The following is a 26,059-nucleotide window of genomic DNA, read 5'->3' as shown; positions in this document are numbered from 1 at the left end:
GGAAACCGCCAGAAGTGACCGACGGCCCACTGATCGTCCAGTCCGACAAAACACTGCTGCTCGAGGTCGACCACCCGAGGTCGAACGACGCGCGGATCGCGATCGCGCCGTTCGCCGAACTGGAGCGGGCACCCGAGCACGTGCACACCTACCGTGTCACCCCGCTCGCGCTGTGGAACGCCCGCGCGGCGGGCCACGACGCCGAGCAGGTGGTCGACGCGCTCACCGTGTTCTCGCGTTACCCGGTGCCGCAACCGCTGCTCATCGACATCGTCGACACCATGGGCCGGTTCGGCAGGCTGCAGCTGTCCAACCATCCGGCGCACGGCCTGGTGATGACCACGATCGACCGCGCCGTGCTCGAGGAAGTGTTGCGGCACAAGAAGATCGCCCCGATGATCGGGGCGCGCCTCGATGACGACACGGTCGTCGTGCACCCGTCGGAACGCGGCCGCCTCAAGCAGTTGCTGCTGAAGGTCGGCTGGCCCGCGGAGGACATGGCCGGGTATGTCGACGGCGAGGCGCACCCCATCGAGCTGGAGGAGAACGACTGGACGCTGCGCGACTACCAACGGCAGGCGGCGGACGCTTTCTGGGCCGGTGGTTCCGGTGTGGTCGTGCTGCCGTGTGGTGCGGGCAAGACGCTGGTCGGCGCGGCGGCGATGGCCCAGGCGAAGGCGACGACGCTGATCCTGGTGACCAACACCGTCGCGGGCAGGCAGTGGAAGCGCGAGCTGATCGCCCGCACGTCGCTGACCGAGGAGGAGATCGGCGAGTACTCCGGTGAGCGCAAGGAGATCCGCCCGGTCACGATCGCCACGTACCAGGTGATGACCCGCAAGTCGAAGGGCGAGTACCGGCACCTGGACCTGTTCGACTCCCGCGACTGGGGCCTGGTCGTCTACGACGAGGTCCACCTGTTGCCCGCGCCGGTGTTCCGCATGACGGCGGACCTGCAGTCCCGGCGGCGCCTCGGCCTGACGGCCACGCTGGTGCGCGAGGACGGCCGCGAAGGCGACGTGTTCTCGCTGATCGGCCCCAAGCGGTACGACGTGCCGTGGCGCGACATCGAGGCGCAGGGCTGGATCGCGCCCGCGGAGTGCATCGAGGTCCGGGTGACCCTCACCGACGCCGAGCGCCTGTCCTACGCCACGGCCGAGCCGGAGGAACGCTACAAGCTGTGCTCCACTGTGGACACGAAGATCCCGGTGGTGAAGAAGATCCTGGACAAGCACCCCGACGAGCCGACGCTGGTCATCGGCGCGTACCTGGACCAGCTGGAGATGCTCGGCGGCGAGCTGGACGCGCCGGTGATCCAGGGCTCGACCCGCAACGCGGAGCGCGAGCGGCTGTTCGAGATGTTCCGCCAGGGTGAGCTGCGGACGCTGGTGGTGTCGAAGGTCGCGAACTTCTCGATCGACCTGCCGGAAGCGACGGTCGCGGTGCAGGTGTCCGGCACGTTCGGTTCGCGGCAGGAGGAGGCGCAGCGGCTGGGAAGGTTGTTGCGCCCCAAGGAGGACGGCCGGCAGGCGCACTTCTACTCGGTGGTCTCCCGGGACACGCTGGACACGGACTACGCCGCGCACCGGCAGCGCTTCCTTGCCGAACAGGGCTACGCGTACACGATCCGCGACGCGGACGACTTCCTGGGCCCGCAGCTGCCGTCTGTGGGTTAGGTGCTGTGAAAGGCGCGTTCGCGGCACCGGTCATGCCGTGAACGCGCCTTTCACGGCGAGCTGGGTTGGCCGGATCGGCGGCGGACTCGGTCAGGCCGAGTTGACCAGGTCCGGTGCGGACGCCAGGCGAGTCAGCTTGTCCGCATCGGCCGACCCGGCGTCCGGGTGGTACACGACGAGCATCAGCCCCTCGGCGCCGCTGATGCCCAGTCGTTCCCGGTTGAGGGTCAGTGCCCCGACCCGGGGGTGATGGATCCGGATCGGCGCCCCGTACTGGCTGCGGACGTCATGGCGGGCCCACAGCTCTCGAAAGCGGGGACTTCTCCGTGCCAGTTCGCCGGTCAGCTCGACGAAGCGGGAGTCGTCGACGTCCTTCCCCACGGACTGCCGCAGGTTCGCGACGAGGCATTGCGTGACGTTCTGCCAGTCGGGGTGCAGCGCCTGCTCGGCCGGGTCCAGGAACATGTCCCTCAGCTGGTTGCCCCCCCGCGGCGAGGCCGGGCGAGAGTGCTCTGGCGAGGCGGTTCGAGGCGAGGATGTCGAAGTACCGGCCTTCGATGAACGCTGGCTGGGCGAGGGAGTCCAGGAGCTTGAGCGCGCCGGGTGGTGGGGTCTCCTCGTGCGGTCGGCGTCCTCGGGGTGCCTCCGCGACCAAGGTCCGCAGGTGAGCGACGTGGTCGTCGTCGAGGCGGAGCACCCGCGCGAGTGACTCGAGCACCTGCGCGGAGGGGTTGCGGTCGCGGCCCCGTTCCAACCGCAGGTAGTAGTCGGCACTGATGCCGGCGAGCATCGCGACCTCCTCACGCCGCAGCCCCGGCACCCGCCGCACACCGACGTCGCGGATGCCCGCCTGCGCAGGCGTCACCAGCTCGCGCCGGGCACGCAGGTACGCGCCGAGGGGGTTCGTCCCGCTCCGCGGAGGGGGTCCTGTCACTCCCCGGGCACGAGAGGGCTCTGGTTGAGGTGAGTGGCGCCGCATAGCGTCGACAACGGTCCGCTCAGGCCACATATTTCGGAAGGACGCACATGACCGTCACACTGGTCACCGGGGCCAACAAGGGCATCGGTTTCGAGACCGCCAAACAGCTTCTGGAGCTGGGACACGTCGTCTACGTCGGTGCGCGGGACGTCGAGCGGGGTGAGAAGGCCGCGGCAGCGCTCGGCGCCCGGTTCGTTCAGCTCGACGTGACCGACGACGCGTCGGTGGCGGGCGCGCTGGCGACGATCGGTGCGGCCGAGGGCCTGCTCGACGTCCTGGTGCACAACGCGGGCATCCTCGAACCCGGAGTCGTCGACGGTCCCACGGCACTGCGCGCCTTCGACACCAACGCGGTGGGCGTCGTGCGCGTCACGGAGGCGGCGCTCCCCCTGCTGCGCAAGTCCTCGAACCCCACCGTGGTCACCGTGTCGAGCAGCGCCGGGTCGTTCTGGGCGGTGAACAACCCCGACCGGCCGGAGTACCACCTGCCTGTCGCGCTCTACTCCGCGTCCAAGGCAGCCGCCACCATGCTGACGGTCCAGTACGCCAAGTCCGAGCGGGGCATCAAGTTCAACGCACTCGAACCCGGCACCACCGCCACCGACATGACCGCGGGCTTCGGCATCGGACGGTCGCCGGAGGAGAGCGCCAGAACCGTCGTGCGGCTGGCGACCCTCGACGCGGACGGTCCGACCGGCACCTTCCAGGACGAGTCCGGGGTGCTGGCCTGGTAGCGCTCAGTCGGCGATCTCCGCCAGCGCCACGACCTTCGTGATGCGGGCGCGGACCAGCAGCTCGCCGGGCACGGCGTTGCGCTTGCCGAACGCCTCGGCCTTGTCGGTGCCCATGTAGCGCCCGCCGAGGCGAGTGGCCCAGCCGAGCATCTCGTCGAGGTCCTCGGACACCTCGGCCTCGGCCTGGAACTGCACGAACGAGAACGGCGGCTCCTCGACGTCCACCACCATCGACAGCCGCGGGTCGCGCTTGACGGCGTACCCCTTGGCCGTGTCGGCGCCGGTCGTGAACACGATGAAGTCGCCGTCGTCGGTCGCGTCGATCAGGAACCAGATCGGCGCCACGTGCGGGGAGCCGTCCTTGCGCACCGTCGCGAGCTTGCCGGTGCGGGTGCCGTGCGAGACGAAGCGGAGCCATTCGTCGCGGTCCATGTGGTACATGACCGCCATCGTGCCCGGACCCACGGTCAAGCGCCCGCCGGGTCGGGTGAACCTCGCCCTCCGGCGGCCCCCGGCGGATCTACGTTGGCGGCATGACCGGTCGGCACACCACCACGAGAAGCCGTCAGCTGGGCGCCGAACTGAAGCGCGTGCGCGAGCGGGCGGGCTGCAACGTCCACGACCTGGCGCGTGCCCTGGGGTGGTCGGACAGCAAGGTCACCAGGATGGAGAACGGCCAGCGCGGGGCCTCCGAGGTGGCCGTCGCCACCTACCTGGCGTACTTCCGCGTCGTCGGGCCCGAGATGGACCGACTGCTCGCCATGTGCCGCGACATCTGGGCCAGGGACTGGCTCCAGCCCAACGTCCCGGACGAGCTGCGCACCCTGACGACCCACGAAACCACCGCCACCAGCATCCACCAGTACGAGCCCCTGCTCGTGCCTGGCCTCCTGCAGACCGAGGACTACGCCAGAGCCGTGTTCCGGGCCACCGGCCGCTTCCCCGACGAGGGAATCGACCTCCGAGTGCGGATCAGGCTGGAACGCCAGGATCTCTTGCGCCGCGAGTTCGGCATCGACCTGACGTTCTTCATCCCCGAACAGGTGCTCCGCTCGACCGTGGGCAGCCCCCGCGTGATGAACGATCAGCTGCTGCACCTCGCCCTCATCACGGCCCGGCCCTGGTGCACGGTCCGGGTGGTGCCCGCGTCGTTCTCGCTCGGTTTCCTCGGCGGCCCGTTCGAACTGATGGAATACCGCAACCACGGGCCAGTCGCCTACGTCGAGAACCAGACGCACGGCCTCTTCTTGGAGACGCCCGACGACATCCGCATCTATCGATCGATCCTGTAGAAGCTGAAGGCCGTTACTCTGGATGAGGGACAGTCCCGAGCACTTCTTGCCCGTGTGGCAAACGAATACGACGTTCCGGAGGACCGAGATGGAGTGGCGGAAGAGTAGCTTCAGCGGCGGCGGCAACGGTGGCTGCGTCGAGGTCGCCTTCACCACAGTGCTGGTCGGGGTCCGGGACTCGAAGGACACCGCCGGTCCGGTGTTGCGGTTCTCTCCCGCTCAGTGGCGGGCGTTCACAGCTCGGCGAGTACCGCGTCCGTGAAGTCCGGCCACGTGTCGATGGCCCACTGGCCGAAGGCGCGGTCCGCGAGTGCCACGCAGGCAACGCCCGCTGCCGGGTCGACCCACAGGAACGTGCCCGACTGTCCGAAGTGGCCGAACGTGGCGGGTGAGCTGTTCTTGCCGGTCCAGTGTGGACTCTTGTGGTCGCGGATCTCGCAGCCGAGGCCCCAGTCGTTGTTCTTCTGGTAGCCGTAGCCCGGCAGCACACCGGACAGGCCGGGGAACGCGACCGACGTCGCTTCCTCCACAGTGGACGGTGCGACCAGCGTCGGGGACTGCAGCTCCGCGGCGAAGCGGGCCAGGTCGGCGCACGTGGACACGGCACCAGCGCCCGCGGTGCCCGCGAGGCGTGACGACTCCATGCCCAGCGGCGCCAGCACCGCCTCCGTCAGGTACTCGGCGAACGGGATGCCGGACGCCTCGTGGACGGTGTCGGCCAGCACCTCGAAGCCCGTGTTCGAGTACATGCGCCTGGTGCCGGGCTGGGCCATGACCTTGTGCTCGTCGAACGCGAGGCCCGACACGTGCGCGATCAAGTGCCGGACCGTCGAACCCTCGGGGCCCGCGGGCTGGTCCCACTCGACGGCACCCTCCTCGACGGCGACCAGCGTGGCGTACGCCGTGAGCAGCTTCGTCACCGACGCGAGCTTGAACTCGCGCTCCTGCGGGCCCGCGGCACCGAGCAGGTCACCCGACGCGGACACCACCGCGACCGCCGCGTTCTCGACCGGCCAGCCGTCGATCGCACGCACACTCTCCATGGGATCGACGTTACGACCTCATGGCCGCGTGAGTCCCGGCGGGTCGAGGGACAGCACAACACCGTCGGTGCGGTCGAGCGCCTCCTGCTTGCGGGCGGGGTCGACGTCGCCGGTGGTCAGGTCCTTCAGGCGGATCGGCGGGCCGAGGTCGACGAGCGTCGGGATGTACTCGGCCTTGTCGACCCGCCACCCGACCTCCGACTTCGTGAACCGGAAGCGCGCGATCAGGCCTTCCTCGGTGGTGCCGCGCGGCTCCTCGTGCTTGGCGACGGAGTTGCCGAGGCCGTAGGCGACCCACTTCTCCCCGAACTTCTCGAACGGCTGCACCACGTGCGCGTGGTGGCCGATGATCAGGTCGACGGCCGGGTCGGCGAGGATCGCCTCCGCGGTGTCCCTTTGGTCCTCGGTCGGTTCGTGCTGGTCCTCGATGCCCCAGTGCAGGCTCGCGATCACCACCTCGGCCCCGGCGGAGCGAGCTTTCCGCGCGGCCTCGACCACCCCGTCGACGGTGATCTCGTTGCCCATCCACGGCTCCGGCTCCTCGGTGCCCTGGTTGTAGTCGAACGTGAACGACACCTGGCCGACCTTGACACCGTTGACCTCGGTCACCAGCGGCGTGTCCGCCTCGGCCTCGGTGCGCGCGGACCCGGTGTGCCCGATGTCGACGGAGTCGAGCGCGTCGAGCGTGGTCGCCGCACCCTCGGCGCCGTGGTCGAAGGTGTGGTTGGAGGCGGTGGAGCAGGTGTCGTACCCGGTGGCGGCCACGGCCTCGGCGACCTCGGGCGGCGCGTAGAACAGGGGGTAGCCCTCGAACGTCCCGTCCTCGGGGGCGAGCGGGACCTCCATGTGGCAGATCGCGAGGTCGGCGCCTTCGATGACGGGCTTGATGCCTTCGAAGAGCGGCGTGAAGTCGCGGTCGCCGCCGCCGTCCTCCTCGGCCTGCTCGGTGAGCGCGGGGTGAATCAGCACGTCACCGGTCGCGACGACGGTGAACGAGCCGGGCGGCTTGGCGGCGGGGTTCTCGCGCGGGGTGACGGTGGCGGGGTGGAAGGGCGGCACCGGTTCGCCTGCCTGGACGGGCCCGCCCGCACAGCCGGAAACGAGGAGAGCCACTCCGCAGAGCCCCAGCATCCGCCGCACCCGGGCCATAGTGCCGGGCCGCAGGACGGCGCTCAACCCTCAGATCGGTCAGCCGACCTGACTGGCCAGCTCACGAAGGCTGTAGAAGTACCTGGAGTGGGTCCGCATCAGGTCGGCCCGTGACTCTGCCGCAAGCACGACGACCTCGATGTTCTCGCCACTCGTACGGTGTACAGCCTCGGCATCGAACCGGGCGGCGAGAGCCTCTGCCTTGCTGTCGAACGCGCGCTCTTCCAGCAGCTCCGCCTGGGCGCGGTCGTAGACGAGCAAGGTGTAGTACACAGCCATAAGCCTACCCTTCACTGTCATCGCCGTCAGCAGGAACGGGATCATCTCCAGGCGGAGTCGACTCGTTGACCAGGCCCAACCGCTTCCGGAGCTCCGTCCGCAGAACTTCGCGGTCGAGAACGGACGTCTCAGGAACACCGCCGGAGGCGGACAGCTCGCCCTTGATGGCTGCTATTTCGGTCTCGAACGTCGCCTTCGTGCCCAGAAGCCCGTCGACGCTTTTCTCCATCGCACGAGCCGTCTCGAGTACGACTTCCTTCCTTTGCTCCAGCTCATCCAAGCTCGGAAGCACGTCAGGAGGGATCCTTTGCTCCAGGAACTCCGGGTAGCCGTGAAACGTCGCAGCCACCTCACAAGCATGGATCTCACTGGACAAGACTCCGAAGTACTCGATAATCAAACTCACGAAACCCCGGCCACCGCCAACCTCGTCAGCAAGGATTCTCGAGGTGCTCGCGTCATCACGGACGAGTCGCTCAAAGCTGACGTCGAAGAACACGGTCCATTCGTCTGGCGGCTCGCCGTAGCGGATTCCACGACCCGCGATGTCCGCGAATTTCTCGAAAGATTCGCCCACTGATGCTGCAGCCTCGTCCTGATCTGCACTTCGACCGGGCGGCCGGCCACCGTCACGATGACGTGAACGGCCCGGTATCCACGCAGTCCCTCAACGCGCCGGTCCACGATCTTCGGCGGTCGGCTCTCGGCCGCGAAGAGTGATTCGACCCTCCGCGCGAAGCGCATCTGTTCCGTGAGGTCGCAGTCCAACACCATCCGGATCCCGGCCAGGTCCTGCACGTTGGGCAGGGATCCACCACCCGTGCGCCTCAGCTTCTCGAGGATCGTTCCCGTGTTCTTGAGACGAGAGGTCAACTGGACGTTCATGTCTTCGCGAATCCGCGCGACAGCGGCGTCGAGTGCTTCGTCGTAGACGATGAGCAGCTCGTGCAGCTCATGCAGCCGGTCCACCGGAGGCGGGTTCGTCGAAATCAGTGCTTTGCCCAGCCTGGAGATCCGCGATTTACTCCAGTCCGCATCCATTTGACCAATCCCACCGCCGCGAACCCGTGAATTCACAGCGGAGTGTAACCGCGTAGCACCGAGACGGTGAACCAGCCGCTGATTACACACGCAGATATACAAAACAGGACGTTTGAGTTCCGGAAGACTGTCAGCGGCGGCGGCGTAGGCCGAGCACGATCAGCACCGCCACGACCACCGCCACCAGTGGCGCCACGCGCTTGAGCACCGACGGACCGGCGAACGCGAGCAGGTCGATCGGCTCGTTCTCAGGTTCCGGGACCGCGGACAGGCGGGGGCGCGCGGCACGCGGGGCGTGCTCGGACGCCGTCTCACCGGCTTCCCGGCCCGTGGCCACCGCCTCGGCCTCGGCCTGGGCTTGAGCCACCGACGCCGGGGACGGAGCCGGAGCCGCCGCGGGATTGCCGCCTTCGGCTTCCGGGAGTTGGGCGGTCGGGGCGGACTCCGCCGCTGCCGGGGCCTGCGGGCGTTCCTTCTCCACCACCGACAGCTTCGGGGTCTCCTCGGCCTCCGCGGGGGTCGTCGACGGGGCGAGTTTCGAGGCCAGGCAGGTCGCGAACGAGTCCAGGATCTTGCCGCCCACCTCGGAGATCAGCCCGCGGCCGAACTGGGCGGGCTTGCCCGTGATCGACAGGTCCGTGACGACCTTGCCGATCGTCGCGGCGCCGTCCGCTTCCAGGGACACGGTCACCGTCGCGGAGGCGGTGCCGTTGCCCCTGGCGTCCTTGCCCGCCGCCTTGATCACGACCGTCCGCGCCGGCTCGTCCTTCGACAGGAACTCGCCGCTTCCCTTGTACAGCAGGGAAATGGGGCCCATCTTGACCTTCACCGAGCCCTTGAACGTGTCGCCGTCGACCTCGGTGAGCGTGGCGCCCGGCATGCACGGTGCCACCCGTTCCGGGTCGAGCAGCGCCTGCCAGACGGTGTCGAGGTCGGCGGGAACGGTGAACGAGTGCTCCAGCTTCACGGCTACTCCTCAGGCGACGTAGAAGGGCGGCACCTCCGCGACGGAGGCGCCGCCCTGTGTGACCACCCTATGCGCCGACCGCCGCGCTCACCGCACGAGAAGTCAGCACCCGGGCGAGGTGCTTGCGGTACTCGGCGTCGGCATCGGCGTTCGACGGTGGGCTGGTCCCCTCGGCGGCGTGCGCGGCCGCGTCGCGGATCGCGGACGGCGTGGCCTCCCGGCCCACCAGCGCCTGCTCCACCGACGTGGCCCGCACCGGGGTCGAGCCCATGTTCGTCAGTGCCACGCGGGCCTCGGCGATCGCGCCACCCTCGACCCGCACGGCCGCCGCCACCGCGACGATCGACCACGCCTGGGCGACGCGGTTGAACTTCTCGTAGTGCGCGCTCCACCCCGTCGTCTTCGGCACCCGCACCTCGACCAGGATCTCGCCCGGCCGCAGCGCGGTGGTGAAGAAGTCGGTGAAGAACTCCGCGGCGGGCACGGTCCTCGTGCCGTCCATGCCGCGCACCACCATCTCGGCGTCCAGTGCCAGCGCGGGTGCGGGCAGGTCGCCCGCCGGGTCCGCGTGCGCCAACGATCCGCCGAACGTGCCGCGATGCCGCACCTGCGGGTCCGCGACCGCGTTCGCGGTGAGCGCGAGCAGTGAGGCGTGTTCCGCGATGAGCGGGTCGTGCTGCATCTCGTAGTGCGTGGTCATCGCGCCGATCACCAGGGCGTCGCCGTCCTCGCGGATGCCGCGGAGCTCGGGCACCTTGCCGAGGTCGATCAGCTTCGACGGCGCCGCGAGACGCATCCGCAGCACGGGCAGCAGGCTCTGCCCGCCCGCGATGATCTTCGCGTCCTCGCCTGCCTCGGACAGCGCGCGCACCGCGTCGTCCACTGTGGTCGGTGCGACGTAGTCGAACGCGGCCGGGATCACTGCTGGCCTCCTGAGGTGTCTGTGACGTTCATCGAACCGAGGCCGCCGCCGGCCTCATCCCCGAGCCCGCCCGCGTCGGTCTGCCCGGTGTTGATCGCCTGCCAGACCCGCATCGGGGTGCACGGCATCTGCACGTCGTTGACGCCGAAGTGCCGGATCGCGTCGACCACCGCGTTCACCACGGCGGGCGTCGAGGCGATCGTGCCCGCCTCGCCGACACCCTTGACGCCCAGGACGTTCGACGTCGCCGGGGTCTCGGTGCGGTCGGTCGTGAACGTCGGCAGGTCCGCAGCCGACGGCACGAGGTAGTCGGCGAGCGTGCCCGTGGTGAGCGTGCCCGACTCGTCGTGCACGGCCTCCTCGAACAGCGCCTGCGCGATGCCCTGCGCGAGCCCGCCGTGCACCTGGCCCTCGACGATCAGCGGGTTCACCACCTTGCCGATGTCGTCGACGCACACGTACTTCCGGATGGTCGTCCGCCCGGTCTCGGTGTCCACCTCGACCGCGCACAGGTGCGTGCCGTGCGGGAACGAGAAGTTCTCCGGATCGAACGTTGCCTCCGAGTCCAGGTTCGGCTCCACGCCGTCGGGCAGGTCGTGCGCGGCGAACACGGCGAGCGCGACGTCCTGGATGGAGACGCCCTTCGCCTCGGCTCCGGTGCCGCGGACGCGGAACGAACCGGCCTGGAACTCGACGTCGTCCTCGCCCGCCTCCAGCATGTGCGCGGCGATCTTCGCGGCCTTGGCCTTCACCTTGTCGGTCGCGGCGACGACGGCCATGGCGCCGACGGTCAGCGACCGCGAACCGTAGGTGTCCATGCCCTTGTGCGAGGACTGCGTGTCGCCGTGCAGCACCTCGACGTCCTCGAACGGCACGCCGAGCTGGTCGGCGACGATCTGGCTCCACGCCGTCTCGTGGCCCTGGCCGTGCGGCGACGAGCCGGTGACGACCTCGACCTTGCCGGTCGGCAGCATGCGGATCGCCGCGTGCTCCCAGCCGCCCGCGCCGTAGGCCAGCGAGCCGAGCACGCGGGACGGCGCGAGCCCGCACATCTCGGTGAACGTGGAGATGCCGATGCCGAGCTGGACGGAGTCACCGCGGTCGCGGCGCTCCTTCTGCTCGGCGCGCAGGGCGTCGTAGCCGAACAGCTCCATGGCCTTGGCGGTCGCGGCCTCGTAGTTGCCGGAGTCGTAGGTCAGCCCGCACACCGTCGTGAACGGGAACTCCTCGTGGGCGATCCAGTTCTTCTCCCGCACCGCCATCGGGTCCATGTCCAGCTCGGCGGCCAGCTCGTCCATGAGCCGTTCGATCGCGTACGTCGCCTCCGGCCGCCCGGCGCCGCGGTAGGCGTCGGTGGGCACCTTGTTCGTGAACACGTTGGTGCACACGAACTTGTAGGCCGGGAACTTGTAGATCGCGTTGAACATGAACGCGCCGAGGATCGGCACGCCCGGCGAGACCAGCCGCAGGTAGGCGCCCATGTCGGCGAGCAGCTCGACCTTGAGGCCGGTGACCGTGCCGTCGCGCTTCGCCGACAGCGTCAGCTTCTGGATCTGGTCGCGGCCGTGGTGCCCGGACAACAGGCTCTCGCTGCGGGACTCGGTGTACTTGACCGGCTTGCCGAGCCGCCGCGCCACCAGGAAGGTCAGGAAGTCCTCCGGCGTGACCTGCAGCTTGCCGCCGAACCCGCCGCCGACGTCCGGCGCGATCACGCGGATCTTGTGTTCCGGCACGCCGAGCTGCGCGGCCAGCAGGAACCGCAGGATGTGCGGGATCTGGGTGCTGGACCACAGGGTGATCTGGTCGCCCGTCGGATCGCACATGAACGACCGCGGCTCCATGAACGCCGGGATCAGGCGCTGTTGCCGGTAGGTGCGCTCGATGACGACCTCGCTGCCGGCGATGGCGGCGTCGACGTCGCCGCCGGTGCCCGCCGCACCGGAGTCGAAGATCCACGTGGCGCTCTTGTTGGTGCCGAGCTCCTCGTGCACCAGGTCGGCACCGTCCTCGACGGCCGCGGCCATGTCGAGCACGACCGGCAGGTCGTCGTAGTCGACGTCGATGGCCTCGAGCGCGTCGGCGGCCTCGTAGGCACTGCGCGCGACCACGATGGCCACGATCTCACCCGCGAAGTTGACCTTGTCGACCGCGATCGACGGCGCGTCCGGCGACTTCATGTCCTCGGTGATCGGCCACGCGCACGGCAGGCTCCCCTGCTCGCCCGCGAGGTCGGCGCCGGTGAACACGGCGTGCACGCCAGGCATGTCCTTCGCGGCGGACGCGTCGATGTTCGTGATCCGTGCGTGCGCCATGGGACTGCGCAGCACCGCCATGTGCAGCAGGCCGGGCAGCGTCAGGTTGTCGGTCCAGCGGGTGCGCCCGGTGATCAGCCGCGCGTCTTCCTTCCGGCGGCGGGACTTGCCGACCTCCGGCTCCATCGTGGCGGTCACTGCGTGCCTCCCGCGGTGGCGGGAGCGCCCGCCACCTGCTCAGCCTCGGGACCGGCGCCGCCCTGCATCTGGGCGGCAGCGTCCCGCACGGCGCGGACGATGTTCTGGTAGCCCGTGCACCGGCACAGGTTGCCCTCGAGGCCTTCCCGCACGGCCTTCTCGTCCGGGTCGGGGTTGTCGGCGAGGAGGTCGATCGACTGCATGATCATGCCGGGGGTGCAGAAACCGCACTGGAGGGCGTGGTTGTCGTGGAACGCCCGCTGCACCGGGTGGAGGTTGCCGTCCCGCGCGAGGCCCTCGATGGTCGTGACTTCGCAGCCGTCGGCCTGTACCGCGAGCACGGAACAGGACTTCACGCTGTGCCCGTCGAGGTGCACAGTGCACGCGCCGCAGTTGCTCGTGTCGCACCCGACCACCGTGCCGACCTTGCCTAGCCGCTCTCGGAGGTAGTGCACGAGCAACTGGCGAGGTTCAACATCGTCGGTGAACTTCGTTCCGTCAACGGTCACGGTGATGCGCATACGGCCTCCCTGCCGGGTGGTGCTCAGCTCGGGTCACGTGAGCGGGCTCACAGCATGTGAGCCTGCCCCCGTGAGGGCGCCGGGACAAGTCCACGGACGCCAAAGTGGACCTGGGGGCAAAAACGCGCGGTGTGATCCTCGTTCAATTGTTCGAGTACGATCGTTCGCATGGCTTAGGATTTTGCGGTGTCCTCCCCTTCCGTCGCTGGTCAGCGCACTGAACAGGACGCCGAGCACCGCCGCGGCGTGGCCTTCGGCGTCACCGCGTACGGACTGTGGGGCCTCTTCCCGCTCTACTGGTCGCTGCTCGCGTCGGCGGGTGCGCTGGAGACGCTCGCGCACCGGATGATCTGGTCGCTGGTGGTCGTCGTCGGCGTGCTGGCGTGGACGCGGCGGTTCGGGTCGTTCCGCGCGGTGCTGCACGACCGGCGACAGTTCCTGCTGCTCGCCGCGGCGGCCGTGTTGATCTCCGCGAACTGGGGCGCCTACATCTGGGGCGTCACCAACGGGCACGTCGTGGAGACCGCGCTGGGGTACTTCATCGGCCCGCTCGTGTCGGTGCTGCTCGGCGTGGTGCTGCTCAAGGAGAAGCTGCGGAAGGCGCAGTGGACCGCGGTCGGGCTCGGCTTGGTGGCGGTCGTCGTGCTGGCCATCGGCTACGGCGAGGTGCCGTGGATCGCGCTGGTGCTCGCGTTCAGCTTCGCCACGTACGGCCTGGTCAAGAAGCTCGCAAACGTTGGCGCGGTCGAGTCGATGGCCGTCGAGACGAGCGTGACGCTGCTGCCCGCGCTGGCGTACGTGGTGTTCCTGGGGTACTCCGGGGGCGGCACGTTCACGTCGCTGGGCGTCGGCCACACGCTGCTGCTGGTCGGCGGCGGCTTCGTGACGATGGTGCCGCTGCTGGCGTTCGCCGCGGCGGCCGTGCGGATCCCGCTCTCGGTGATCGGCCTGCTGCAGTACATGACGCCGAGCATGCAGTTCGCGTTCGGCGTGCTCGTGTTCCACGAGTACATGCCGCTGGAGCGCTGGCTCGGCTTCGGGATCGTGTGGCTGGCGCTGGTCGTGCTGACCTTCGACGGGTTGCGCCGCCGCTCGCGCGCTATCGAGCCGGAGCCGGTGCCCTGAGCCCGTCCTCGATCTTCGCGGAGAGCGAGCCCAGTGCCGTCCTGCCGTGGCGGCCCCTCGGGAACCTGCGGGTGACCTCGCGGACCGTGGTGTCCGCGTGGCCGAGGGCCCAGCGGACCTCCTCGTCGGCGTCCTCACCTGCCAGCGCACGGGCCCGGGCCGCGTACAGCGGAGGGCCCACGATGTGCTTGACCTGGTGCGGGGTCGCGATCGGGTGGATGTACGGGATCGCGACCGCGGCGGCCGCGGCACGGGCGACGGCGTAGGCGACCGGGTCGTCGGTCTCCTTGGCGGCGGCGAGGGCGGCCCAGGCCAGTGGGCGCAGCGGGCCACGGTGCCGCTCGCCGTTCGCGAAGGCGCGGGTGCCGTCGAGCGCGGCCCGTGGGCGCGGGTCGTCCGGCACGCGCCGCTCGAACAGCGGGAGCACCCGCTGCGCGCAGTCGGCCGCCCAGGTGACGAGCGCGCGGCGGTCGTCGTCGGTCAGCGGCACCGAATCCATGAGTCTCAACCGTATCGTTGAACTACGCGGTTGAGACTTTCCCCGGAGTTGTCGCGCGAAGTCTCAACCAGCGTGGAGAACCGGGACGGGCAGGCGGACGTCCGCGTCGGTGATCACGCCCGCCACCGCGGTCCACGGCAGCACCTCGAACGGCGACGCCGCCCCGATCTTCTCCTCGCTGGCGAGCACGTACGTGTCCGCCGCGCGGCGGGACAGCAGGCGCTTCATGGCGGCCTCGTCCGCGTCGGCCGTGGTGAGGCCCGCCTCGGGGTGGACGCCGGTGACGCCGAGCAGGAACAGGTCGGCCTGCACGCGTTCCGCCGCCTCCGCGGCCGCCGCGCCGGACGTGACCGCCGAGTGCTTGAACAGGCGGCCGCCGATGAGGAACACCTCGACCGTCGGGTGCTCGACCAGCGCGGCGGCGACCGTCGGGCTGTGCGTGACGACGGTGGCGGCCAGGTCGGGAGGCAGCGCCCTGGTGACCGCGAGCGCGGTGGTGCCGCCGTCGAGGATCACGGTCGAGCCGGGCCGGACCAGCTCCGCCGCGCGCCGCGCCACCCGCGCCTTGCTGTCGAGGCTGACGGCCGTGCGGGTCGCGTAGTCGGCGACCGCGGGCGACACCGGCAGCGCGCCGCCGTACACCCGCTGGCACAACCCGGCCGCGGCCAGTTCGCGCAGGTCCCGCCGCACGCTGTCCTCGGAAAGGCCCAGCTCGGCGGCCAGTTCCTTCGCGATCACCTTGCCGTCCGTGCGGAGCCGGGCCAGCAGCAGGTCACGCCTCTCAGCGGCAAGCATGCACGTTCCTCCTTGTTCTTGCCGATTGTTGCACGTTATGGTCGGGTCATGCTCATTCTGATCGCAGGCCCCTACCGCTCCGGCACCGGTGACGACCCCGCCCTGATGGCGGCGAACCTCGCGAAGCTGGAGGCGGCTGCGTGGCCGTTGTTCCAGGCAGGGCACGTGCCGATGATCGGCGAGTGGGTGGCGCTGCCGGTCCTGCGCGGCGCGGGCGGCACGAGCGTCACCGACCCGGTGGCGGCGGAGATCATGTACCCGACCGCGGCACGCCTGCTCCGGCACTGCGACGCCGTGCTGCGGCTGCCCGGCGAGTCGACGGGCGCGGACCAGGACGTGGCGATCGCGCGGGAGCGGGGACTTCCGGTGTACCACCGGATCGAGGACGTGCCGGGCGCTACCGTGCCGGCATGAACGAGTTCGTTGGGAGCTGGGAACTGGTCGCGGCCGCCGAGGAGGAGTTCCCCGAGACCCAGTACGACGACGGAGACCTGGTCATCGGCGACGTCCGGCTGCCGCTCGACGAGTTCAACCGCCGCTGGCTCGCGGGCGAGGTGTTCACGCGGGAGCCGCCGCTCGCACCGCACACCGGCCTCACCCTGGCGATCGCGGAGGACGGCACGTTCACCGAGACCGGCGCCGCGGACATCTCGTGGTTCGACGACGAGGGTGTGCTGGAACCGTCGGCCCGCCCGTTCGACGGCACCCTCGCGACCTCGCCCGCGGGCACGTTCCTGCTGGGTGAGGAGGGTCTGCAGGCGGCGGTCTTCGCGGACGCGAAGGACCTGCGCCTGCGCATCGACGACGGCGACACCGGCATCACCGACCTGATCACCACCGGCGGCAACGGCCTGCTGCGAGTCATGTCGGTGATCACCGACGAGATGTCCCCGTGCCGCGTCCGCCTGGCGTACCGCCGCACCTGATCCTGTGGACAACTCGCCCGCGGCGAACCGGAACTGTCGGTGGTCGCGGGTGGCGTGGTTCGAGGGGGCCGGAGGCCGGCCGCCCGCGGTCGAACAGGCGTCACGGCTCCCGGTGGATGCGCCCCGACACCTCCGTCAGCCGCTTGCCCGCGCCGCCCCACCGCAGCGAGATGATCTCCGCCGCGATCGACACCGCGGTCTCCTCCGGGGTGCGGGCGCCCAGGTCGAGGCCGATCGGCGACGCCAGCCGCGCCAGCTCGTCCTCGGTCAGGCCCGCGTCCCGCAGTCGCTGCATGCGGTCGTCGTGGGTGCGGCGGGAGCCCATCGCGCCGATGTAGCCCGCCTCGCAACGCAGCGCGACCTCCAGCACCGGCACGTCGAACTTCGGGTCGTGGGTCAGCACCGCGACCACCGTGCGCTGGTCGATCCGCCCCGCCTCGACCTCCGCGGCCAGGTACCGGTGCGGCCAGTTCACGACCACCTCGTCGGCGTCCGGGAACCGGCTCTTCGTCGCGAAGATCGGCCGCGCGTCGCACACGGTCACGCGGTAGCCCAGGTACGAGCCGAGCCGCGCCATGGCGGTCGCGAAGTCGATGGCGCCGAACACCAGCATGCGCGGCGGCGGCTCGAACGAGCTGACGAACACCGACATGCCCTCACCGCGGCGCTGGCCCTCCGCGCCGTAGTGCAGCGTGCCGGTCCGGCCGGTGCCGAGCATGCCGCGCGCGTCGTCCGCGATGGCCGCCTCCGCCCGCGCCGACCCGAGGTCACCCGCGGTCCGGTTCGGCCACACGACCAGGTGACGCCCGATCCGGGACGGGTCCGGGTGCGCCACGATCGTCGCGAGCGCCACCGGCTCCTCGGTCTGGATCGACTTGGCGAGCTCCGCGAACTCCGGGAAGTCGGCGGCGGAGATCGACTCGACGTAGATGTCGATGATCCCGCCGCAGGTCAGGCCCACCGCGAACGCGTCGTCGTCGCTCACGCCGTAGCGCTGCAGCACCGGCGTGCCGTCCTCGAGCACCTGCGTGCCCAGCTCGTACACGGCGCCCTCGACGCACCCGCCGGACACGCTGCCCGACACCGTCCCGTCCTGCGCGACGAGCATCGCGGCGCCGGGCGCGCGGGGCGCCGAGGAGAACGTCGCGACGACGGTGCCGAGCGCGACCTTCTCCCCCGCCGAGTAGCGGCGCAACAGTTCGTCAAGCACGTCACGCACGGCGTACCTCCACAAGTAATTCCTCGAGCGTGGCAAGGCTGTGTCCGGCCAGCAGCCGGTCGAGGTGCGGCATGGCGACCGCGATGCCGGACTGGACGGGCGCGTACCCGTCCCGGCCGGCGTGCGGGTTGACCCACAGCACCTTGTGCGCGAGCCGCCGCAGGCGTGCGAGCTGCTCGCCGAGCAGGGCCGCGTCGCCGCGTTCCCAGCCGTCGGAGAACACCACGACCACCGCGCGCCGCGCGAGTCCCCGCTGCCCCCAGCGATCGAGAAACACCCGGACGGTCTCACCCAGCCGGGTACCGCCCGCGAAGTCCGGCACCGCCCGTGACGCCGCCGCGAGCGCCTCCCTCGGGTCCCGCTTGCGCAGCTGCCGCGACAACCGGGTCAGCCGCGTGCCGACCGTGAACACCTCGGTGGTCGTGGGCGCGGCCCGGACCACGGCGTGTGCGAACCGCATCAACGCGTCGGCGTAGGGGGTCATGGACCCGGAGATGTCGAGCAGGAGGACCACCCGGCGGGGCCGCCGGGTCCGGTCCTTGTAGGCCAGCCGGACGGTCTCCCCGCCCGCGGCGCGCATGGCGCGGAGGATGCGCGCGGAGTCGAGCCGCCCCCGGCGGTGGGGCCGCAGCCGCATGGACCGGCGCAGTGGCGGGGCGAGGTGGAGGGTGGCCATCAGCTCCCGCAGGTGCTCCCGCTCCACGGCGGTCAGCTCCGAGATGTCCCTGTGCCGCAACACTTCCGCGTCACTGGCGGCGACCTTCAGCTCCTCGGTCGCCCGCTCCTCCTCGCCGTTGGCGGAGGGAGCCTCGGTGAGCGCGGCCATGGTCACGACTTTCGGTTTCGGCGCTCCCCTGCGGCGGGCGCGAGGTTCGTCGGCGGTGAACCAGGCGGCGAAGGCCTCGTCGTAGCGCGGCAGGTCGTCCGGCTCGGCGCAGAGCGTCAACCGCCCGGCCCAGTACAGCTGCCCCGGATCCGCGATGTCGAGCTCGCCGACGGCCCCGAGGTAGGCCTGCACGCGCTGCGCGTCGGCGGGCAACCCGGCCACCCGGAGGGCGGCGGCGAAACCGACCAGTCCGGTGAGGGGGTCCGCGGTGTCCACACAGCCATTGTGTACCCGCGCGTCAGCGACGTGGCCGCATGATGAGCGCCGCCACATAGTACTCGCAGGTCAGGTCGCCGCGGTTGGCGTAGGAGTGGACCGCGTCGGCGGGGAAGTAGAGCGAGTCGCCCACGGCCAGCACGTACTCGCGCCCACCGGCTCCCAGGTGGAGGGTCCCCTCGGTGACGACGACGAACTCGTGCGACCCCGGCGCGTAGGCGGGGAAGTCCCCCGCGTCGGTGCGCGGCGGCAGCGTCGTGCGGATCCACTCGAAGTTCACCCCCGGCACGACCGGGGTGAGGATCGTCCGCCGCCAGCCGTCTTCGTCGACGGTGTCCTGCGCAGCGGCGCGCCGCAGGACGACCCGGTCGGTCTCCAGCTCGGACACCAGTGCCGACAGCCGGAGGTCGAGGCCCTCGGCGATCCGGTCGAGCACGACGACGGTAGGGGTCTTCTCGCCCCGTTCGACGGCCGACAACATGCTCACGCTGACGCCGGTGACCTGCGACAACTCCTGGAGGCTCAGCCCGGCCCCGGTCCGCTTGGCGTTGATCAGCCGGCCCAGCTGTTCCTCTATAATGCGCGCCATGTCCACTATAGTGCGCGACGCGGTCCCGGCGGACGCACCCGGGGTGGCCGCGGTGTTCGAGCCGTACGTGCGCGACTCGGTGGTCACGTTCGAGACGGACCCGCCGTCCGTCGCCGCCTGGGAATCCCGGCTCGCCGCGGACCTGCCGTTCGTGGTGCTGACGGTCGACGGGGTCGTCAAGGGCTACGCGTACGCGTCCCCGTGGCGCCCGAAACCGGCGTACCGGCACACGGTGGAGACCACGGTGTACCTGTCGGCGGACGCGACGGGCCAGGGCCACGGCCGCACGCTGATGGCGAGGTTGTTAAAGCGCTGCAAGGAAAACGGCTACCGGCAGGCGGTCGCGGTGGTGGTCGCGGCTCCGGACGAGTCGTCCCTGCGCCTGCACGAAGCCCTCGGCTACGAGGAGGCGGGCAGGCTGACGAAGGTCGGCTGGAAGCAGGGCCAGTGGCTGGACACCCTGCTGCTGCAACGAGAACTCTGACTCCACGCGGCGGCCGCACGCACCCGGCGGCGGTGCCGGCGTAGGTGCACGGCGGCCGGGCGGATGCGGCCGCCGCGTGGACTGCCTGGCGCCGACCGCGATACACGGGCGACGCCAGGGTGGGTCCCCCACCGCGACCGTGGCCAGGTAGCAGGCCGGGCGCGGGGAACCGGTGAGTGGTTTACGGGCGGCCGTCCACATCGGACTGTGGAGCCGGAGGGGACGGCCGCCACAGCCGCCGCGCGGGTGAACACCGCGACCGGTCCACCGCGCAGGCGACTGCTTGTCGGATCAGGCGACGCTACCGCTCGCTCCCCCTGCGTTCGGTACTCATCAGCCCTCCTCCGGTGTGGCATGCCGAGAACAACTATCGCCCAGGACAACGAGAAACGCGACCGAATATTCCGGCGGCGCGGTGTCCGGGACGACCGCTTTCGCGCGGTCACCCAGCCAAGATCGCTTCCAGCCCGACCGCGACCACCCGCTGCGTGTCCTCGCGGTACTTCAACACCGCCCCCAGGGTCGCGGCAGCGGAAGCGGCGTCCAGTTCCGACCGCCCCAACGCGGTCAACGCGGAAGCCCAGTCCAACGACTCCGCGACGCCGGGCGGCTTCAGCAACTCCATCTCCCGCAACCGCCGCACCGCCGAGGCCACCTGCGTGGCCAGCCGTTCCGGCAACTCCGGCAACCGCCGCCGCAGAATGGCGACCTCGCGCCCCAGGGACGGATGCTCCAGCCAGTGGTACAGACACCGCCGCTTCAGCGCGTCGTGGACTTCCCGGGTGCGGTTGGAAGTCAGGATCACCAGCGGCGGCACCGAAGCCCGCACCTCGCCGAGCTCGGGCACGGTCACCGCGTTCTCGCCGAGGATCTCGAGCAGGAAAGCCTCGAACTCGTCGTCGGCGCGGTCGACCTCGTCGACGAGCAGCACGCACGGCGACTCCTCCAGCGCACGCAGCAACGGCCGCGCGAGGAGGAAACGCCGTGAGTAGAGGGACTTCTCCGCCAGCTCGGAATCCAGCGCACCGCCCGAAGCGGCCTCCAGCGCCCGCAGGTGCAGCAGCTGCCGGGGAAAGTCCCAGTCGTACAGGGCCTGCGTGAAGTCGATCCCCTCGTGGCACTGCAGTTTGATCAACGGCACCGACAGCGCCTGCGACAGCGCCACCGCGAGCGAGGTCTTGCCGGTGCCGGGATCGCCCTCGCAGAACAGCGGGCGGCCGAGGCGCTGGGCGAGGAAGGCAGCGGTCGCGATGCCCTCGTCCGGCAGGTAGCCGACCGACTCGAGGGCCGCCGACAGCTCATCAGGGGAAGTCACCACGTCCCGAGCGTACTGCGCCGGTAGGCACCAATCCGGCCGCGAGCAGGCAGTCACCGCAGGTAGAACAGCCGCCATCGTCAGCCTGATTTCGGCCTCCCCGACAAAAGGCCAGGGTGCGATCAGGGTCGATCCCTGATGGCGGCGCCCGCCGGAGGCGCCACTGTGGAGTCATGAACACGACGACTGTGAAGCTCCGCCGCAGCCGCTCCGACCGCATGGTCGCCGGGGTGTGCGGGGGGATCGCCAAGATGTTCGGCATGGACGCGGCGCTGGTCCGGATCCTGCTGGTCGCCGCGACGCTGCTCGGGTTCGGCACCGGCGCGATCCTGTACCTGGTCGCCTGGGCGGTCGTGCCGGAGGAATAATCGGCGGGCGTGGACCAGAAGCGGACGTTCTCCCGGCCCGGCACCGCCCGGGCGCTCGTCCTGCTCGCCTCCGCGCTCGCTCTGGCCGGGGCCGTCCTCGTCTTCCTGCTCGCGCTCGCGTTCGGGTCCGCGCTGCGGGACCTGACCGGCGCCGTACTGGTCGCGACCGCCATTTTCGGCGGGTTCGTGCTGGTCAGCGCGGTTGTCGCCAACCTGCTCGCCATCCGCGCGAAGTCGACCCGGGGTATTGTCGGCGTCGGCTGCGGCACCTTGCTGGCCGGTGTGGTCATCGGGCTCGGGGTGTTGCTGTTAGTGATCTCGCAATCTGCTTGAACCACCCGAATGGTCGGTATCTACATCACGTACCGACGCTCTTGAACGTAAGACCCCACACGGGGTGACTTCGGGCAAGACGGATTGGCACCATAAGCGGGTGCCACGAGCAGAGCGACCCTCGAAGCGGGGTGGGAAGCGGTGACGGAACTGCAGACCGCAAGCATGGTCAAGCCTTGGGCTGAGCTCGAGGGCCGGGACCGGCACGCGGCATGCATGCTGGCAGCACGGGACGGTGACAAGGAGGCGTTCGACGCCCTGGTCGCCGACCTCGCGCCGTTGGTGTGGCACGTCGCCCGCGGCAGCGGTCTCGACCGCACGACCGCGGAGGACGTGGTGCAGACGGTGTGGCTCGCGTTGCTGCGGCACCTGCACCGGTTGACCGAACCCCGCGCGCTCGCGGGCTGGCTGATCACCACCACCCGCCGTGAGGCCAACCGGATACAACACCGCGCTGGCGGAACGGTGGAACTGTCCCAGGAGATGGCCGAGCGCACACCGACGACCGATCCGTCTCCCGAACACGAAGTGCTCCGCACGGAGCGCGACCACCAGCTGTGGTCCGCGTTCCACAAGCTTTCGCAGCGCTGCCAGGAGCTGCTGCGGCTGACCGTGATCGCGGGCCGGGCGGAGTACCGCGCGGTCGCGGAGGCCCTGCACATGCCGCACGGGAGTATCGGACCGACACGAGGGCGCTGCCTGAACAACCTGCGCTCGCTGTACGACGGGGACAGTGGATCATGAGAACGAACCACACTGACGACGACCTGATGGCCGAGGTGGCGCGGCTCGTGAACGAGCTGGACCCGCTACCGCCCGGCCTGGTCGAGAGAACCCAGTTCGCCGTGGCGCTCGACGACATCGACCGCCACGTCGAACTCGAGGTCGCACAGTGGGCCGACAACCGGCCGCTCGCCGGTGTCCGCGGCGGCATGCCCGGCACCATCACGTTCTTCGTCGGCGACCTGACCGTCATGGTCAACGTCACCCGAACCGGTGAACGGCAGCGCATCGACGGCTGGCTCGTGCCCGCCGGGGCCCACGGCGTCGAGGTCCGCGTCGCCGACCACGGCTCCGCCGTCACCACCGCGGACGAGGGCGGGCGCTTCGTGCTGACCGAGGTGCCGAGGGGCACCACCCAGCTACTTGTACGCATGAATGCCGAGCAGTCACGCACCGTGGTCACACCCACTGTCGATTTGTAACCCGAATAGCCCCCAACTCCCCCGAACGGCAGATATTCTGCTGTATCTCACTGTGAATGTTCGCCTCTTATGTAGGTGAATACGCAGCATTCCGACGAGAGGGGAGATCAGGAATGACGGAGACCACGATCACCAAGGATCCGACCAACCCGCAGCCGCCCTGTGCCGAGTGCGGCTCGACGGCCCACACCACCGGCCACCACGAGGGCAATGCGGAACCGATGGGCCACCACGAGGGCAACAGCATCCCGACGGGATCGCCGGCCTGACGATCAACTGCCCCGACATCGCGCACGGGGTGACACGTGTGGTGCCATTGGTGATGTGTCACAACGCCTGAGCAAGGGCGGGACCGCCGCGGACAGCACCACATCCGGCAACGGCGTCGCCGCCGCAGCCGACCTCAGGGGGAAAGCCGTCGAGGTCGCTGCGGCGGGACGACCCGCCGAAGCGGTCAAACTGCTGCAGCTCGCGCTGCAGGCGCTCCCGGTGGACGACACCGACGTCCACGCGGTCACGATGCGCATCCGCGTGCTCGTCAGCCTCGGCTACACGGAAGCGGAAGCCGGGTCGGTGCCGGGGGGCCTCGCGCACCTCGGCACCGCCAACGCACTCGCGAGCGGCCTGTCCGGCGGGCCGCGGCGCGCGGGCATGCTGGGGCTCGTCGACAGCCAGCGCGCGCTCGTGCTGCACCGCACCGGCCGCACCGCCGAGGCGCTGGAACTGTTCGACCGCGCGATCCCCCTGCTCGAGGGCGCGCTCACCGACTCCGACCTCGACCCCGAGGTACTGGCCCGCGTGATCATGAACCGCGGCCTCACCCACATCGCCGACGGCAAACCCGGCCCCGCCGAGGCCGACATGCACCGCGTGATCGCGCTCGCCGACGAGCACGGCCTGTCCCGCCTCCGCGCGAAGGCGCAGGGCAACCTCGGCGACATCGCCCAGCTCACCGGCGACGTCCCGGTGGCGCTCGACCACTACCAGAACGCGGAACGGGCGTTTCGCGACCTCGCGCCCGGCCTGGTGCCACGCACCCAGATCGACCTCGCCAGGGCGCTGCTCACCGCGGGGCTCGCCGAGGACGCGGCGCGGTACCTCGACGAGGCCCTGCCGAGCCTGCGGGAGCAGAAGGTCAGCCAGGACCTCGCAGAGGCGGAGATCGCCAGGGCGGCGGCCGCGCTGCTGGAGGGCGACCTGACGATGGCGAAGAAGCTCGCGGAGTCCGCGCGCAGGCGGTTCGTCAAGCGCGGCAGCGAGTCGTGGGCGGAGGTCGCCGCGCTCACGAAGGTGCGCGCCGAGGTCACCGCCGCGCTGTCGGACGGCTCCGGCAGGCCGGCCGCCGCGGCCCCCACCCGGCTCGCGGAACGGTTGTCGGCGGTCGGGCTGACCGACGAGGCCGCGCTGGCCAGGATGCTCGCGGTGCGGCTGTTGCTGCGCCGCGGCCAGGTCGACGCCGCCGCGCAGCTGCTCGACGAGGTGCCGCAGCCCAGCCGGATCGAGCCGATCGACCACAAGGTGATGCGCAGGCTCTGCCGTGCGGAGGTCGCGCTCGCCCACGGGCAGAAGCGGACCGCCCTCGCCCAGGCCAAGGCCGGGTTCGACGAGCTGGGCGCGGTCCGCGACCGGATGGGCGGGCTCGACCTGGTGTGCGGCACCGCCGTGCACGGCATCGAGCTGGGCAGGCTCGCGGTCGGCCTGGTGCTCGACGACGCCCGCTCGGACGCCGACGCCCGCCGGGTCCTCTCCTGGCAGGAACGCACCCGCGCGCAGGTGTACCGCTACGAACCGCTGCCCGCGATCGACGACCCCGAGCTGGCCAGCCGGGTCACCGAGCTGCGGACCGTACTGCGGACCGTGCAGCAGGCCCGCCTCGAACGCCGCGCGGTCACGCACCTCGAACGCCGCTCGGCCGCACTGCAGCGTGAGGTCAGCCGCCTCGGCTGGCACACCTCCCACTGGGGACGGCCGCGGCCCGTCGCCGCCCCGGCCGAGATCATCGAGCGGCTTGGCGACCGGGCGTTGATCAGCTTCGCGGGCCCCGACCGCGACCTGGCCGCCGTGATCGTCTCCGGTGGACGGACCAAGCTCGTCCGCCTCGGGCCGAAAGAGGCCGTGCTGGAGATCGCCCGCCAGCTGCACGCGGACCTCGACGCACTGGCGCCCGACGAGCTGATCGAGCCGCTCCGCCAGGCCGTGTCCCAGTCCGCGCTGCGGCGCATCACCACGCTCGACGACCTGTTGTTCGGCGAGCACGGGATCCCGGCGGACCTGCTCGGCGACCGGGAGCTGGTCGTCGTGCCGTTCGGGGGGCTGTACTCGGTGCCGTGGGAGTCGCTGCCCTCGCTGCGGGGGCGGGCAGTGTCGGTGGCGCCGTCGGCGACCGCGTGGATCAGCGCGGACGAGGTCGTGCCCGCCGACGGACCGGTCGTGCTGGTACGCGGGCCGGACCTGCCGACGTCGGCGACCGAGCTGGACCAGCTGCGGGAGGTGTACCCGGAGGCGATCGTCCTGGACGGCGCGGAGGCGACGACCGCCGCGGTGCTGTCCGCGATGGACGGTGCGAAGCTCGTCCACATCGCCGCGCACGGCACGCACGAGGCCGCCAACGCGATGTTCTCCCGCCTGGAGCTGCACGACGGCGGGCTGCTCGCGCACGAGGTGGCGCGGCTGCGGCGGCCGCCGGCGCACATCGTGCTCGGCGCGTGCGAGCTGGCGCTGTCGCACATCCGGCCGGGGGACGAGCCGCTCGGGTTCGCCGGCGCGATGCTCGCGAGCGGGTCGCGGACCGTGGTCGCGGCCGTGAACCGGGTCGGGCACCGGTCTGCCGCGCTGACGATGACCGACTACCACCGCCGCCTCACCAACCAGCCGGACCTCGCCGCCGACCTCGCGGACACCATGACCGACTACCACCGGCGGGTCGCGTCGGGCGTCAGCCCCGCCCGCGCGCTCGCGGAGGCGACCGCCGCCGACCCCCTCCGGCGGCCGTTTATCCTGCTGGGCGCGGGTTAGGCATTGCACGAAGATCGTTGACCACTGACCA

The 26,059-nt window shown here is 70.6% G+C and carries 30 protein-coding genes and 1 pseudogene; 14 read left to right on the top strand and 17 right to left on the bottom strand.

The annotated features are described in order from the left end of the window. Positions 1–14 precede the first annotated feature (14 nt). Positions 15–1,676, top strand: a complete 1,662-nt coding sequence (locus FHR82_RS17745) for a DNA repair helicase XPB (protein ID WP_184811462.1) — start codon at positions 15–17, stop codon at positions 1,674–1,676. A gap of 90 nt (positions 1,677–1,766) precedes the next feature. Here FHR82_RS17745 and FHR82_RS48025 read toward each other — a convergent pair. Then, positions 1,767–2,655: pseudogene (locus FHR82_RS48025) on the bottom strand (helix-turn-helix transcriptional regulator). Positions 2,656–2,702: 47 nt separating this feature from the next. Here FHR82_RS48025 and FHR82_RS17735 point away from each other — a divergent pair. Then, positions 2,703–3,389: an SDR family NAD(P)-dependent oxidoreductase gene (locus FHR82_RS17735; protein WP_184811461.1), complete on the top strand. Its 687-nt coding sequence runs from the start codon at positions 2,703–2,705 to the stop codon at positions 3,387–3,389. Positions 3,390–3,392: 3 nt separating this feature from the next. Here FHR82_RS17735 and FHR82_RS17730 read toward each other — a convergent pair whose 3' ends face one another. Beyond that, a complete protein-coding gene (locus FHR82_RS17730; RefSeq protein WP_184811460.1) occupies positions 3,393–3,830 on the bottom strand; it encodes a PPOX class F420-dependent oxidoreductase in 438 nt (145 codons plus the stop codon). A 92-nt stretch (positions 3,831–3,922) separates the two neighbouring features. Between FHR82_RS17730 and FHR82_RS17725 the strand changes: the two genes are divergently transcribed. Together FHR82_RS17725 and FHR82_RS17720 are read left to right on the top strand one after the other, a co-directional pair. Continuing rightward, positions 3,923–4,681 carry a helix-turn-helix domain-containing protein gene (locus FHR82_RS17725; protein ID WP_184811459.1) on the top strand — a complete coding sequence of 253 codons (759 nt, stop codon included), beginning with the start codon at positions 3,923–3,925 and terminating at the stop codon, positions 4,679–4,681. A gap of 88 nt (positions 4,682–4,769) precedes the next feature. Beyond that, complete coding sequence (locus tag FHR82_RS17720; protein ID WP_184811458.1) at positions 4,770–4,943, top strand: DUF397 domain-containing protein; 174 nt, start codon at positions 4,770–4,772, stop codon at positions 4,941–4,943. On the opposite strand, the gene FHR82_RS17715 is transcribed toward FHR82_RS17720, so the two are convergent. From FHR82_RS17715 to FHR82_RS17675, 9 genes are all read right to left on the bottom strand, one after another. Beyond that, on the bottom strand, positions 4,915–5,724 hold the full coding sequence (locus tag FHR82_RS17715; RefSeq protein ID WP_184811457.1) for a serine hydrolase domain-containing protein: 810 nt from the start codon (positions 5,722–5,724) through the stop codon (positions 4,915–4,917). The two genes, FHR82_RS17720 and FHR82_RS17715, sit on opposite strands and share 29 nt — an antisense overlap. Before the next feature lie 18 nt (positions 5,725–5,742). Further along, positions 5,743–6,873 carry a CapA family protein gene (locus tag FHR82_RS17710; RefSeq protein WP_184811591.1) on the bottom strand — a complete coding sequence of 377 codons (1,131 nt, stop codon included), beginning with the start codon at positions 6,871–6,873 and terminating at the stop codon, positions 5,743–5,745. 39 nt (positions 6,874–6,912) lie between these two features. Further along, positions 6,913–7,146, bottom strand: coding sequence for a hypothetical protein (locus FHR82_RS17705; protein WP_221463817.1), 234 nt, complete (start codon positions 7,144–7,146; stop codon positions 6,913–6,915). Between the two features lie 10 nt (positions 7,147–7,156). Continuing rightward, positions 7,157–7,558 (bottom strand): hypothetical protein, encoded by a 402-nt coding sequence (locus FHR82_RS17700; RefSeq protein ID WP_184811455.1) that lies wholly within the window; start codon positions 7,556–7,558, stop codon positions 7,157–7,159. Then, positions 7,555–8,193 (bottom strand): RelA/SpoT-related domain-containing protein, encoded by a 639-nt coding sequence (locus FHR82_RS17695; RefSeq protein WP_184811454.1) that lies wholly within the window; start codon positions 8,191–8,193, stop codon positions 7,555–7,557. Before FHR82_RS17695 ends, FHR82_RS17700 begins: the two co-directional genes overlap by 4 nt. A 130-nt stretch (positions 8,194–8,323) precedes the next feature. Continuing rightward, positions 8,324–9,160 (bottom strand): SRPBCC family protein, encoded by an 837-nt coding sequence (locus FHR82_RS17690; RefSeq protein WP_184811453.1) that lies wholly within the window; start codon positions 9,158–9,160, stop codon positions 8,324–8,326. A 67-nt stretch (positions 9,161–9,227) separates the two neighbouring features. Continuing rightward, entirely contained in the window at positions 9,228–10,082 is an 855-nt protein-coding gene (locus tag FHR82_RS17685) for an FAD binding domain-containing protein (RefSeq protein WP_184811452.1), read from the bottom strand. Then, positions 10,079–12,532 carry a xanthine dehydrogenase family protein molybdopterin-binding subunit gene (locus FHR82_RS17680; RefSeq protein WP_184811451.1) on the bottom strand — a complete coding sequence of 818 codons (2,454 nt, stop codon included), beginning with the start codon at positions 12,530–12,532 and terminating at the stop codon, positions 10,079–10,081. Before FHR82_RS17680 ends, FHR82_RS17685 begins: the two co-directional genes overlap by 4 nt. Beyond that, complete coding sequence (locus tag FHR82_RS17675) at positions 12,529–13,053, bottom strand: (2Fe-2S)-binding protein (RefSeq protein WP_184811450.1); 525 nt, start codon at positions 13,051–13,053, stop codon at positions 12,529–12,531. Before FHR82_RS17675 ends, FHR82_RS17680 begins: the two co-directional genes overlap by 4 nt. A 186-nt stretch (positions 13,054–13,239) precedes the next feature. Between FHR82_RS17675 and rarD the strand changes: the two genes are divergently transcribed. After that, positions 13,240–14,178 (top strand): EamA family transporter RarD, encoded by a 939-nt coding sequence (gene rarD / locus FHR82_RS17670; RefSeq protein WP_311771131.1) that lies wholly within the window; start codon positions 13,240–13,242, stop codon positions 14,176–14,178. On the opposite strand, the gene FHR82_RS17665 is transcribed toward rarD, so the two are convergent. Then, the gene (locus tag FHR82_RS17665) at positions 14,153–14,677 is read right to left on the bottom strand and encodes a putative immunity protein (RefSeq protein WP_184811449.1); all 525 of its coding nucleotides are present in this window, start codon (positions 14,675–14,677) and stop codon (positions 14,153–14,155) included. The genes rarD and FHR82_RS17665 overlap by 26 nt on opposite strands. A gap of 63 nt (positions 14,678–14,740) precedes the next feature. Beyond that, entirely contained in the window at positions 14,741–15,472 is a 732-nt protein-coding gene (locus FHR82_RS17660) for a DeoR/GlpR family DNA-binding transcription regulator (RefSeq protein WP_184811448.1), read from the bottom strand. Positions 15,473–15,520: 48 nt separating this feature from the next. On the opposite strand from FHR82_RS17660, the gene FHR82_RS17655 reads away from it, so the two are divergent. Both FHR82_RS17655 and FHR82_RS17650 read left to right on the top strand, forming a co-directional pair. Further along, positions 15,521–15,886 carry a DUF4406 domain-containing protein gene (locus FHR82_RS17655; RefSeq protein WP_184811447.1) on the top strand — a complete coding sequence of 122 codons (366 nt, stop codon included), beginning with the start codon at positions 15,521–15,523 and terminating at the stop codon, positions 15,884–15,886. Continuing rightward, positions 15,883–16,398 carry a hypothetical protein gene (locus tag FHR82_RS17650; RefSeq protein ID WP_184811446.1) on the top strand — a complete coding sequence of 172 codons (516 nt, stop codon included), beginning with the start codon at positions 15,883–15,885 and terminating at the stop codon, positions 16,396–16,398. The genes FHR82_RS17655 and FHR82_RS17650 overlap by 4 nt, the downstream gene beginning before the upstream one ends. A 100-nt stretch (positions 16,399–16,498) precedes the next feature. Here FHR82_RS17650 and FHR82_RS17645 read toward each other — a convergent pair whose 3' ends face one another. Genes FHR82_RS17645 through FHR82_RS17635 form a run of 3 tightly spaced genes read right to left on the bottom strand, consistent with a single transcriptional unit; the run spans position 16,499 to position 19,308 of the window. Continuing rightward, positions 16,499–17,617, bottom strand: a complete 1,119-nt coding sequence (locus tag FHR82_RS17645; RefSeq protein WP_184811445.1) for an XdhC family protein — start codon at positions 17,615–17,617, stop codon at positions 16,499–16,501. Continuing rightward, the gene (locus FHR82_RS17640; protein WP_311771130.1) at positions 17,610–18,719 is read right to left on the bottom strand and encodes a vWA domain-containing protein; all 1,110 of its coding nucleotides are present in this window, start codon (positions 18,717–18,719) and stop codon (positions 17,610–17,612) included. The genes FHR82_RS17645 and FHR82_RS17640 overlap by 8 nt, the downstream gene beginning before the upstream one ends. Before the next feature lie 22 nt (positions 18,720–18,741). After that, entirely contained in the window at positions 18,742–19,308 is a 567-nt protein-coding gene (locus tag FHR82_RS17635) for a helix-turn-helix domain-containing protein (RefSeq protein ID WP_184811443.1), read from the bottom strand. Between FHR82_RS17635 and FHR82_RS17630 the strand changes: the two genes are divergently transcribed. After that, positions 19,307–19,792 carry a GNAT family N-acetyltransferase gene (locus FHR82_RS17630; RefSeq protein WP_184811442.1) on the top strand — a complete coding sequence of 162 codons (486 nt, stop codon included), beginning with the start codon at positions 19,307–19,309 and terminating at the stop codon, positions 19,790–19,792. The two genes, FHR82_RS17635 and FHR82_RS17630, sit on opposite strands and share 2 nt — an antisense overlap. Before the next feature lie 442 nt (positions 19,793–20,234). Here FHR82_RS17630 and FHR82_RS17625 read toward each other — a convergent pair whose 3' ends face one another. Further along, positions 20,235–21,110, bottom strand: coding sequence for an AAA family ATPase (locus tag FHR82_RS17625; RefSeq protein WP_311771129.1), 876 nt, complete (start codon positions 21,108–21,110; stop codon positions 20,235–20,237). 170 nt (positions 21,111–21,280) lie between these two features. Between FHR82_RS17625 and FHR82_RS17620 the strand changes: the two genes are divergently transcribed. The 6 genes from FHR82_RS17620 (at position 21,281) to FHR82_RS17595 (ending at position 26,028) form a co-directional block, all read left to right on the top strand. Continuing rightward, positions 21,281–21,475 carry a PspC domain-containing protein gene (locus tag FHR82_RS17620; protein ID WP_184811440.1) on the top strand — a complete coding sequence of 65 codons (195 nt, stop codon included), beginning with the start codon at positions 21,281–21,283 and terminating at the stop codon, positions 21,473–21,475. Positions 21,476–21,484: 9 nt separating this feature from the next. Next, the gene (locus tag FHR82_RS17615) at positions 21,485–21,808 is read left to right on the top strand and encodes a hypothetical protein (protein ID WP_184811439.1); all 324 of its coding nucleotides are present in this window, start codon (positions 21,485–21,487) and stop codon (positions 21,806–21,808) included. A gap of 141 nt (positions 21,809–21,949) precedes the next feature. Further along, positions 21,950–22,552, top strand: coding sequence for an RNA polymerase sigma factor (locus FHR82_RS17610; protein WP_184811438.1), 603 nt, complete (start codon positions 21,950–21,952; stop codon positions 22,550–22,552). Beyond that, complete coding sequence (locus FHR82_RS17605) at positions 22,549–23,013, top strand: carboxypeptidase regulatory-like domain-containing protein (RefSeq protein ID WP_184811437.1); 465 nt, start codon at positions 22,549–22,551, stop codon at positions 23,011–23,013. Before FHR82_RS17610 ends, FHR82_RS17605 begins: the two co-directional genes overlap by 4 nt. Positions 23,014–23,126: 113 nt before the next feature. Next, complete coding sequence (locus FHR82_RS17600; RefSeq protein ID WP_184811593.1) at positions 23,127–23,282, top strand: hypothetical protein; 156 nt, start codon at positions 23,127–23,129, stop codon at positions 23,280–23,282. 55 nt (positions 23,283–23,337) lie between these two features. Then, the gene (locus tag FHR82_RS17595; RefSeq protein WP_311771128.1) at positions 23,338–26,028 is read left to right on the top strand and encodes a CHAT domain-containing protein; all 2,691 of its coding nucleotides are present in this window, start codon (positions 23,338–23,340) and stop codon (positions 26,026–26,028) included. The last annotated feature ends 31 nt before the right edge of the window (positions 26,029–26,059 follow it).

Origin of the sequence: Actinophytocola algeriensis (assembly GCF_014203735.1) — a bacterium.
GTDB lineage: Bacteria > Actinomycetota > Actinomycetes > Mycobacteriales > Pseudonocardiaceae > Actinophytocola > Actinophytocola algeriensis.
The sequence above is the reverse complement of the archived record's forward strand: the minus strand, read 5'-3'. Positions and strand labels throughout refer to the sequence as shown.

Excerpts from the sequence above, each read along its gene's own strand:
- FHR82_RS17735 (WP_184811461.1), top strand. The coding sequence starts at position 2,703 with ATGACCGTCACACTGGTCACCGGGGCCAACAAGGGCATCGGTTTCGAG.
- FHR82_RS17730 (WP_184811460.1), bottom strand. The coding sequence starts at position 3,830 with ATGTACCACATGGACCGCGACGAATGGCTCCGCTTCGTCTCGCACGGC.
- FHR82_RS17725 (WP_184811459.1), top strand. The coding sequence starts at position 3,923 with ATGACCGGTCGGCACACCACCACGAGAAGCCGTCAGCTGGGCGCCGAA.
- FHR82_RS17720 (WP_184811458.1), top strand. The coding sequence starts at position 4,770 with ATGGAGTGGCGGAAGAGTAGCTTCAGCGGCGGCGGCAACGGTGGCTGC.
- FHR82_RS17715 (WP_184811457.1), bottom strand. The coding sequence starts at position 5,724 with ATGGAGAGTGTGCGTGCGATCGACGGCTGGCCGGTCGAGAACGCGGCG.
- FHR82_RS17710 (WP_184811591.1), bottom strand. The coding sequence starts at position 6,873 with ATGGCCCGGGTGCGGCGGATGCTGGGGCTCTGCGGAGTGGCTCTCCTC.
- FHR82_RS17695 (WP_184811454.1), bottom strand. The coding sequence starts at position 8,193 with ATGGATGCGGACTGGAGTAAATCGCGGATCTCCAGGCTGGGCAAAGCA.
- FHR82_RS17675 (WP_184811450.1), bottom strand. The coding sequence starts at position 13,053 with ATGCGCATCACCGTGACCGTTGACGGAACGAAGTTCACCGACGATGTT.
- FHR82_RS17665 (WP_184811449.1), bottom strand. The coding sequence starts at position 14,677 with ATGGATTCGGTGCCGCTGACCGACGACGACCGCCGCGCGCTCGTCACC.
- FHR82_RS17660 (WP_184811448.1), bottom strand. The coding sequence starts at position 15,472 with ATGCTTGCCGCTGAGAGGCGTGACCTGCTGCTGGCCCGGCTCCGCACG.
- FHR82_RS17655 (WP_184811447.1), top strand. The coding sequence starts at position 15,521 with ATGCTCATTCTGATCGCAGGCCCCTACCGCTCCGGCACCGGTGACGAC.
- FHR82_RS17650 (WP_184811446.1), top strand. The coding sequence starts at position 15,883 with ATGAACGAGTTCGTTGGGAGCTGGGAACTGGTCGCGGCCGCCGAGGAG.
- FHR82_RS17630 (WP_184811442.1), top strand. The coding sequence starts at position 19,307 with ATGTCCACTATAGTGCGCGACGCGGTCCCGGCGGACGCACCCGGGGTG.
- FHR82_RS17635 (WP_184811443.1), bottom strand. The coding sequence starts at position 19,308 with ATGGCGCGCATTATAGAGGAACAGCTGGGCCGGCTGATCAACGCCAAG.
- FHR82_RS17620 (WP_184811440.1), top strand. The coding sequence starts at position 21,281 with ATGAACACGACGACTGTGAAGCTCCGCCGCAGCCGCTCCGACCGCATG.
- FHR82_RS17605 (WP_184811437.1), top strand. The coding sequence starts at position 22,549 with ATGAGAACGAACCACACTGACGACGACCTGATGGCCGAGGTGGCGCGG.
- FHR82_RS17600 (WP_184811593.1), top strand. The coding sequence starts at position 23,127 with ATGACGGAGACCACGATCACCAAGGATCCGACCAACCCGCAGCCGCCC.